Below are 8,225 nucleotides of genomic sequence, written 5' to 3'. Positions count from 1 at the left end.
GCCCCGGGCAGAGCCTCCCCGCCCCTCCTTTGGAGCATTTGTCGTTTCTCGCCCCGCCCGGCCGCGACTCCCGGGCGGGGCGTATCCTAGGCAGCGTTTGTGACGCAGGCCGAGAGGAGCTACGCCAAGATGCCCCAGACGATGCCCGACGCAGTGATCTTCGACATGGACGGAACCCTCATCGACACGGAGCGCGTGAGCCAGACCGCGTGGCGCCGTGCCGCCGCCGACCTCGGCCTCGAGGTTCCGGAGCGCATCTGGAACGCCTTCGTGGGCTGCAGCCTGCCCAACGCGCGAAAGATGGTCAACGACGAGTTCGGCGACCCGGCGCTCACCGACCGGCTCTTTACCCACCAGCACGAGCTCTTCTTCCAGATCGAGGACGAGGAGCTCACGCCCTGCACCGGCGCGCTCGAGGCCCTGCGAACCCTCACCGAGGCCGGCCTCACGGTGGCGCTGGCCACCTCAACGTCCCGCGAGCACGCGCTCCCGCAGATGGAGCGCTTCGGGATGGCCCCCTACTTCACGTCCATGACCTTCGGTGACGAGATCACCCGCGCCAAGCCCGAGCCGGACATCTACCTGGAGGCCGCGCGCCGACTGGGCCTCGACCCCACGCTCTGCGCCGCCGTCGAGGACTCGGTCAACGGCGCGCGGGCCGCCCTCGCCGCGGGCATGGCCACCTACCTGGTGCCCGAGTGGGCAACGCCCACCGACGACCTCCGCGCCGGGTGCGCGGCCATACTCGACAGCCTGCTCGAGCTCCCCGCCGTGATCCTCGGGGACGGCGAGCAGGCACGGCCCTCGGGCGAGTAGCGGGCTGCGCGTCGACCCCCGCTGCCGCGGGCCGGCTCTCCGAGCGGCCCTTGCCAGGCCCGGCGCCCGCCGCCTCGCCCCGGCCCACGCCGCCTCGCCCCGGCGCCAACCAAACACCAAAACAGCCCGGCCGGCGGGTCACCTGCACCCGCCGGCCGGGCTTCGCATCAAGCCTGCCTGTCGCGCCCTACGCCTGCTTCGCGTCCTTGCCCGGAACCGGCGGCGCCACGGCGTCGCGGCGCGCCGACCCCGCGGCGAGCATCTGCTCGAACATGCTCGCCGTCTGCTGGAAGTCGCTCGGCAGGACCACCGTGGACGCCTTGCCGGTCTTGGCGAAGTCGCTCATCATCTCGGTCCACTGCGTGAACATGAAGAGCTGGTTGGCCTCGGCGTTGCCGACGCCCGTCTCCTGGATCGTCTCGAGCGACTCCTTGATGCCGGAGGCGATGGCCTTGCGCTGGTTGGCGATGCCCTCGCCGGCCTTCTCCATGGCCTCGGCCTCGGCCTGCGCCTCGGTCACGCGACGGATGCGGTCCGCCTCGGCGAGGTCCTGCGCGGCGGCCTTGGTGCGCTGGGCCGCGTTGATCTGGTTCATCGAGTCCTCGACCTCGGCCGGCAGCGCGATCTTGGTGATCAGCGTGGAGACGAGCGTGAAGCCGTAGGCGTCCATCTGCTCGGAGACCGTGGCGTTGACGTCCTTGGCGATGTCATCCTTCTTGGCAAAGACCTCGTCAAGCGTGTAGACGGGGATGGAGCTGCGCAGAGCGTCGGTGATGAAGTCACGCATCTGCGCCACCGGCTGCTGGAGCATGTAGTAGCTCTTGTAGACGCCAGAGTCCTGCGGTGCGGCGCCACGCTCGTAGCTCACGTGGTACTGGGCCGACACCTCCAGCCCGATGGTGACGTTGTCCTGCGTCTTGCAGTCGATGTTGAAGCCGTTCTTCATCGTGCGCAGGGAGACGGTGGCCGCCTTGCGGTCCACGAACGGGATCTTGGCGTGAAATCCCGCGCCCACGATCTTGTTGAACTTGCCCAGCCGCTCGATGATGACGGCGTGCTGCTGCTTGACCACGTAGAAGAGGTTGCCGGTCACGAGTCCGATGACAAGGAACACAACGAGCACGATCAGGATGAACGCAACGAGCTCTGGCATGGGACGCTCCTTAGAACGAAGAGGCGGCCGGCGACCGGGCACCGCGAGGGCGCCCGTCCGCTTACGTAGCCCTAGCATACCCCGCACGGCCGACAACAATATACTGGGGAGGACAAATTGTCGTAAGGAGGGAGCCCGCCATGCCCAAGCACCGTCTCTCCCGCACCGAGGAAGTGCAGGTAGACCCCTTTAGCGCCGGCGAGCCCGAGCTCCCGTGGGCCGGCGAGCCCGAGCCGCTGGGCGGCGAGAAGGACCCGCAGGCGGCAGACGTCCTCTCGGACGAGAACTGGGTGGCCGAGACCAGCGGGCAGGTGGGCAGCCTGCATGCGGACGACGACTACGTGGCCCCCACCAAGCCGCAGTCCCACTACGACGCCCCCTCAACCGACGAGCCCGCCAGCCCCCGCGCGCGGAAGAAGGCCGCACAGGCGCAGCGGAAGCGCGCGATGAGGGCGGCCTCCTCAAGCGACCCTGGCCAGCCCACGTCCACGAGGCACCGGTCGCACCCGTTCCGGATCGCGGTCTCCCTCATCGTGGCCGTCAGCCTCCTCGGGTCGGTCATAAGCTGCGTGGGCTCCGCCGTGGAGGACGTCGCCGGGGCGGCCTCGGACGCCCTCGACAGCCTCTTCAGCGAGGACGACCAGTCCTCGGGCGGCTGGTCGGACACGTTCTCCGGCGCCGACGCAAGCGCGGGCGCGCCCTCCGACCCCGCGGCCTCCGACGACCAGGACGACCAGGCGGTCGCCGACGCGCTCGAGGCACGGCTCGACGTTCTTCTCGCCGAACCGTCGTCAGGGGAGCTGCACGAGCTCGTGGCCGGCTACCTCAGCGACAAAGTCTCCTCTCTCTTCGGCTACACGACCGACGAACTGGGCATCGACGCCGACGCCTGGGCCACGTGGTACCTCGGCACCGTGAGCTTTGAGATGGACTCGGGCTTTGCCTACGGCGACGGCTCCGGCACGGCCTACGCCTACCTCAGCGCACCGGACGCCAACTCGTTCGTCTGGGACTTCTACGGCTCCGTCTCAGACTACCTCTTTGGCAACGGGCTCTGGGGCCGCTTCGAGGACGCGAACAGCGAGGTCGCCCTGCCGAGCGAGGAGCAGCGCACGCACATCCGCTCCGTCTTCGACGACGTGACCGCGGCCACCGAGCCGGTGGACTCCCAGCTCGTGAGCTCCTACGTCAACCAGGAGGGCGACGCGTGGGTCGTGGACGAGCAGGACCTCACGACGTCGCTCACCAGCGCGTTCGGCCTCTACTAGCACGTCCGCCCCGTCTGCCCCGTCCGCCTCGGCGAGAAGAACGGGGCGCAGGTTCTTCTCGCCGGGCGTGCGCCGTATGCGGCCCGGGCACGCCGTCCGGTCGCGGGCGTACAATGTCCGCGACAAAGACAGTCCGTCCGAGGGAGAGGGGACCCATGGACACCACTACCACCAGGCCCGCACCGTTTGAGAACGCCCGCGGCAAGCTCGGCTTTGGCTGCATGCGCCTGCCACAACTCGAGGACAAGACCGTCGACCTGCCCGCCTTCACCGAGATGGTCGACGCCTTCCTCGACGGCGGGCTCAACTACTTCGACACCGCGCGGCCCTATCTCTCCGGCAACTCCGAGCCCGCGCTCGCCGCGGCGCTCACCTCGCGCCACGACCGCTCCGAGTACGTCCTGGCCGACAAGCTCTCCCCGAGCTCCTTCACGCGCGGCGACGAGGTGCGCCCGCTGCTCGAGGACCAGCTGCGCGCCTGCGGCGTGGACTACTTCGACTACTACCTCATGCACTCGCAGGGCATGGGCAACTACCCGAAGTTCCGCGAGTGCCGCGCCTACGAGCAGGCCTTCGAGGCCCGCGACGCCGGGCTCGTGCGCCACGTGGGCCTCTCCTTCCACAGCTCGGCGGCCTTCCTCGACCAGATCCTGACCGAGAACCCCGACGTGGAGTTCGTGCAGCTCCAGCTCAACTACCTTGACTATGAGAGCGGCGTCATCCAGGGCCGGCTCTGCTGCGAGGTGGCCGCCGCCCACGGCAAGCCCGTCATCGTGATGGAGCCGGTCAAGGGCGGCCGGCTCGTCAACCTGCCGCCCGAGGCCGCGGACGCGCTGGCCGCGGCGGGCCCGGGCTCGCCCGCAAGCTACGCGCTGCGCTTTGCCGCGGGCCTTCCGGGCGTGGAGATGGTGCTCTCCGGCATGGGCTCGATGGACATGGTGCGCGACAACGTGTCCACGTTCTCCCCGCTCAGGCCGCTCTCCGAGGCGGAGCTCGCGGCCGTGAGGCACGCCGCGGAGGTCCTGCGCGGCCAGAGCGTGATCGACTGCACGGCCTGCCGCTACTGCGTGGACGGCTGCCCCAAGAAGATCAACATCCCCGACCTCTTCTCCTGCCTCAACGCCAAGCGCGCCTACAACGAGGACTCGGCCGGCTTCTACTACAAGGCCGTCCACACCGGCCACGGCCACGGCCTCGCATCCGAGTGCGTGGGCTGCGGGAGGTGCGAGGCCGCCTGCCCGCAGCACCTGCCGATCCGCCAGCTGCTCAAGGACGTCGCCGCCGAGTTCGAGACGGAGGGGGCGGAGTAGGCGCGCCGGCCGGGGGCGCCGGGCGCCGGCCGTCCGGGACGCCGGGCACGGCTGGGCGGCTGATGCTGATGGCGCGACCGGGGCCGCTCGGCCGCAGGTCGCGGGCCGCGGGCTTTCAGCTGCGCGCTCTCTTGCCACGTTCTTCTCGCCACGTGAATACGCGCCCGGCGAACGGGGAACAACAAAGTGTTGAAACGCCAGCCGGACCGCGAGGAGGCATCATGCAGGAAGCAGACAGCAGGGTGGACGAGGCCTCCCAGCCCGGCGTCCACACGGGCATCTTCCCCGCGGGGGCGCCCGAGCACCAGGTCGTGCCCGCAGCCGACGGCCCCTCCCCCATCGAGGGGCGGCTGCGCAAGGCGCCGCTGCGCGTGCCGGAGAACTACGAGGCCTGCAGCGGGTTCACCCTCTTCGGCCGTCGCATCAAGACGCTGCTCTACTCCACCGACGTCGCCGCCATCCGCAACTCCAACGCGGACGCGATCTTTGCCGTCTACCCCTTCACCGCCCAGCCCGCCATCACGCAGGCCCTGCTCACGGTGGCCGAGGCTCCGCTCTTCGTGGGCGTGGGCGGCGGCACCACCACCGGTCGGCGTGCCGCCGAGCTGGCCGCCGTCTCCGAGATGCAGGGCGCCGCGGGTGTGGTGCTGAACTCGCCGGCCACGCCCGAGATGGTGGCGCAGGTGGTCTCCACCGTGGACATCCCCGTCATCGCCACGATCACGCGCTTTGACAACGAGGCCGCCGAGAAGATCCAGGCCGGCGCGCGCATCATCAACGTGGCGGCCGGGCGCGCCACCGCCGACGTCATCCGCGAGCTGCGCGCGGCCTTCCCCGCGCTGCCGATCATCGCCACCGGCGGGCGCAACGACGAGACCGCAGCCACCACGGTGGCCGCCGGCGCCAACGCGCTCATCTGGGCGCCGCCGAGCGTCGTCGAGCTGCAGCGCGACATGATGGTCCGCTACCGCGAGCGCGCCGAGCGCGCGGCCGAGGAGGCCGGCGAGGAGAAGCCGGTGGCCACCGTCGTGGGCGTGCCGGACATCACCGACATGCCCGTCGCGGACGTGCCGAACGGCGTGGTGGAGAGCGTCTCGCCCGAGGTCGAGGCCGCCGAGCAGATTGGCGACGAGGACTTCGTGAGCCCCTATCGCGGGCGGCTGCCCCGGCTCACCTCCCACGGGTGGCATCGCTACTAGTGTCGTCGCTCCCAGCGTCGTTCTTCTCGCCGGTCGCGCACAATTCTGCCGAGAGGCCGGCACGGCTCGCGCAACGTCACGCTTCTGGCGAGAAGAACGTGACTTTGTGCGAGCTCTTCGATGCCGTCTCACGCAACGTCACGCTTCGAACAGCAAATCCGTGACTTTGTGCGAGATGCTTGTTGCCGCCTCGCTCTAAGTCACACTTCGAACCGCAAATCCGTGACTTTGTGCGAGCTTCACGACGTTGCCTCGCTCTAAGTCACGCTTCAGAGCCCGCTTTTGTGACTTCAAGCGAGGCAACGGATCCCTTCTCGTCCAAAGTCACACCTTGGGACCAGGTTTCGTGACTAAGAGCGAGACTCGTCGTCGCGCACCCGGCAGCGTCAACGCCTGAGCAGCTTGCCCCAGTCTGGCATCGGCATCCGACCTGAGATTGCAAGCGGTGACCCAACCTTTGGTACGCCATACAACTCGAGCTTTCTGACCAGCTCGTCCACGCCCGCCGCCTCCTCGTACGTGAAGCGCATCACTGAGACGTCGTACGAGGTGATGAGCCCCTCGCGCCTTCGCTGGTCAAGAAGAGCCTCCTCCGGGGAGCGTCCGGCCGTCATTGAAAGGTCAAGGAGCTTGCGGACTCCGTCGCACTCGCCCACGATGACGCGCCCGTCCGCACGCACCCAGACGAAGTCAACCCGAAAGGTCCTCCCAGGATGCAGGGGGTCGGGCACGCTCACCTGAAGCTCCGGGAGCATGTAACCTTGCTCAATCATCACGGCGCGAGCTATGGACTCCCCGCCGCTCTCCGAGCGATCGTCGGCATGTGCCAGCGTGCGCAGGGCGGCCGGCACGCCACGACACGTCCCCTCCCTCGAGTGAAAGTAGCCCTCAAGTGCCTCTCGCCTACCCGTGCGGCCACGCACGGCCATGTCGGCAACGACCATCCCCTCCCTGAAGTCCATCCACCTGAGGCTGTCAAGCGTCGTTCGCGCAAGGGGCGTCACCAGCACGCCGGATCGCATGACCGGTTCTTCGTCGACTCCTCCGTAGGAGCTCAACCTGATGCCGTGATAGTGAACGCGCTCCGTACGGGCCGGCCACGACGTGCCGGGCGCCATGACATGAAGGGGCCTCTGCAGCGCGTACGAGACGTCCGCGCCAAACGCCAGCGACGCGGACGGCCCGCAAAAGACCCAGCTTGGATGCAGCTGCTGAAGGCCGCGCATGAGGGAGAGGCTTCTCTGCGTGGGGTCGAGGCGCTCCCACTCGTCGCGCAGCGCGTAGAGGCCACGCTCGGGCGAAACCACCTCCCCGTCGTCGCCCAACCGACGTCTGAGAGCAACGCACAGTCTGTGCGACGGTGCAGGGACGCACGCGCCCTCACCGCCGGCATCTTCAAACAGCGCCCGCACCTCTTGGTCGACCCTTGCGCTCATGATGGCTCCTCTCACGTGAGAGGATTGTGTCACGAAGGGCGGAAGCCTGTTTTTATTGATAATTTAGTTGATATTATATCATTTTGATAATGATGCTGTTTTGGCTTGTTTACGCAGGTCATTGACTATGCGGATTCCAGTAAGTTACTTGATTGAGTCGCGTAATCCGCAGACGGTCAGTATTGTTCGGCAGCCGGTTGTTCGCGGGGTCGACGCGTGCCTCTTGACTCGCTCATTCAGCTTCGTGCAACGTCACGCTTCTGGCGAGAAGAACGTGACTTTGTGCGAGCTCTTCGCCGCCGCCTCGCTCTAAGTCACGCCTCGGGGGCCGCTTTCGTGACTTCGAGCGATGCAAGGCGTCCCTGAGCGTGCATAATGGTGGGAACGCTTTCAGCCACCGTCGCCCGAGGGGAGCCACGCATGAAGGAGCTTGAGGACCGCATTCGCCAGGACGGAATCGTGCGCGAGGGCAACGTCCTCAAGGTCGACAGCTTCCTCAACCACCAGTGCGACGTGGCGCTCTACGACCGCATGGGTGCCGAGTGGGCTCGCCTGTTCGCCGGCAGGCAGGTGGACAAGATCCTGACGATCGAGTCCTCGGGCATCGGCATCGCCTGCGTCGCCGCAACGCACTTTGGCAACGTGCCGGTAGTCTTTGCGCGCAAGACCGAGTCCAAGAACCTCGACGGAGACCAGTACCGTACGCAGATCCGCAGCTACACCAAGGGGCGTGAGTACCAGGTCATCGTGGCTAAGCGCTTCCTCACGCCCGGCGAGCACGTGCTTGTCATCGACGACTTCATGGCCATGGGCTGCGCGATGAACGGCCTGCTGCAGATCTGCGACGAGGCCGGCGTCATCGTGGAGGGCATCGGCATCGCCATTGAGAAGGGCTTCCAGCCGGGAGGCGCCGAGCTGCGCAAGCGCGGCTACCAGGTGGAGTCGCTTGCCGTGGTGAAGGCGATGGACGCGCAGACCGGCAAGATCGAGTTCGCGTAGCGCGGCGGGCGCTCGGCACTCCCCGCCCAGCGGCGCCTCCCCAC

The 8,225-nt window shown here is 67.9% G+C and carries 7 protein-coding genes; 5 read left to right on the top strand and 2 right to left on the bottom strand.

The features are described 5' to 3' along the window. The first annotated feature begins 129 nt into the window (after window positions 1-129). Window positions 130-816, top strand: a complete 687-nt coding sequence (locus H9X80_RS08870) for an HAD family hydrolase (protein WP_239471884.1) — start codon at window positions 130-132, stop codon at window positions 814-816. A 187-nt stretch (window positions 817-1,003) separates the two neighbouring features. Here H9X80_RS08870 and H9X80_RS08865 read toward each other — a convergent pair whose 3' ends face one another. Continuing rightward, window positions 1,004-1,969, bottom strand: a complete 966-nt coding sequence (locus H9X80_RS08865; RefSeq protein ID WP_204793988.1) for an SPFH domain-containing protein — start codon at window positions 1,967-1,969, stop codon at window positions 1,004-1,006. Between the two features lie 140 nt (window positions 1,970-2,109). Here H9X80_RS08865 and H9X80_RS08860 point away from each other — a divergent pair, with 140 nt between their 5' ends. From H9X80_RS08860 to H9X80_RS08850, 3 genes are all read left to right on the top strand, one after another. After that, window positions 2,110-3,237, top strand: a complete 1,128-nt coding sequence (locus tag H9X80_RS08860; protein WP_204793987.1) for a hypothetical protein — start codon at window positions 2,110-2,112, stop codon at window positions 3,235-3,237. A 155-nt stretch (window positions 3,238-3,392) separates the two neighbouring features. Then, window positions 3,393-4,547, top strand: coding sequence for an aldo/keto reductase (locus tag H9X80_RS08855; protein ID WP_204793986.1), 1,155 nt, complete (start codon window positions 3,393-3,395; stop codon window positions 4,545-4,547). Between the two features lie 221 nt (window positions 4,548-4,768). Continuing rightward, on the top strand, window positions 4,769-5,746 hold the full coding sequence (locus H9X80_RS08850; RefSeq protein WP_204793985.1) for a hypothetical protein: 978 nt from the start codon (window positions 4,769-4,771) through the stop codon (window positions 5,744-5,746). A 386-nt stretch (window positions 5,747-6,132) separates the two neighbouring features. Here the strand turns inward: H9X80_RS08850 and H9X80_RS08845 are convergent, their stop codons facing one another. Next, complete coding sequence (locus H9X80_RS08845) at window positions 6,133-7,182, bottom strand: hypothetical protein (protein WP_204793984.1); 1,050 nt, start codon at window positions 7,180-7,182, stop codon at window positions 6,133-6,135. 420 nt (window positions 7,183-7,602) lie between these two features. Between H9X80_RS08845 and H9X80_RS08840 the strand changes: the two genes are divergently transcribed. Further along, window positions 7,603-8,181, top strand: coding sequence for a xanthine phosphoribosyltransferase (locus H9X80_RS08840; protein ID WP_204793983.1), 579 nt, complete (start codon window positions 7,603-7,605; stop codon window positions 8,179-8,181). Window positions 8,182-8,225 lie beyond the last annotated feature (44 nt).

Origin of the sequence: Olsenella profusa, from assembly GCF_016900315.1 — a bacterium.
Taxonomy (GTDB): domain Bacteria; phylum Actinomycetota; class Coriobacteriia; order Coriobacteriales; family Atopobiaceae; genus Thermophilibacter; species Thermophilibacter profusus_A.
The sequence above is the reverse complement of the archived record's forward strand: the minus strand, read 5'-3'. Positions and strand labels throughout refer to the sequence as shown.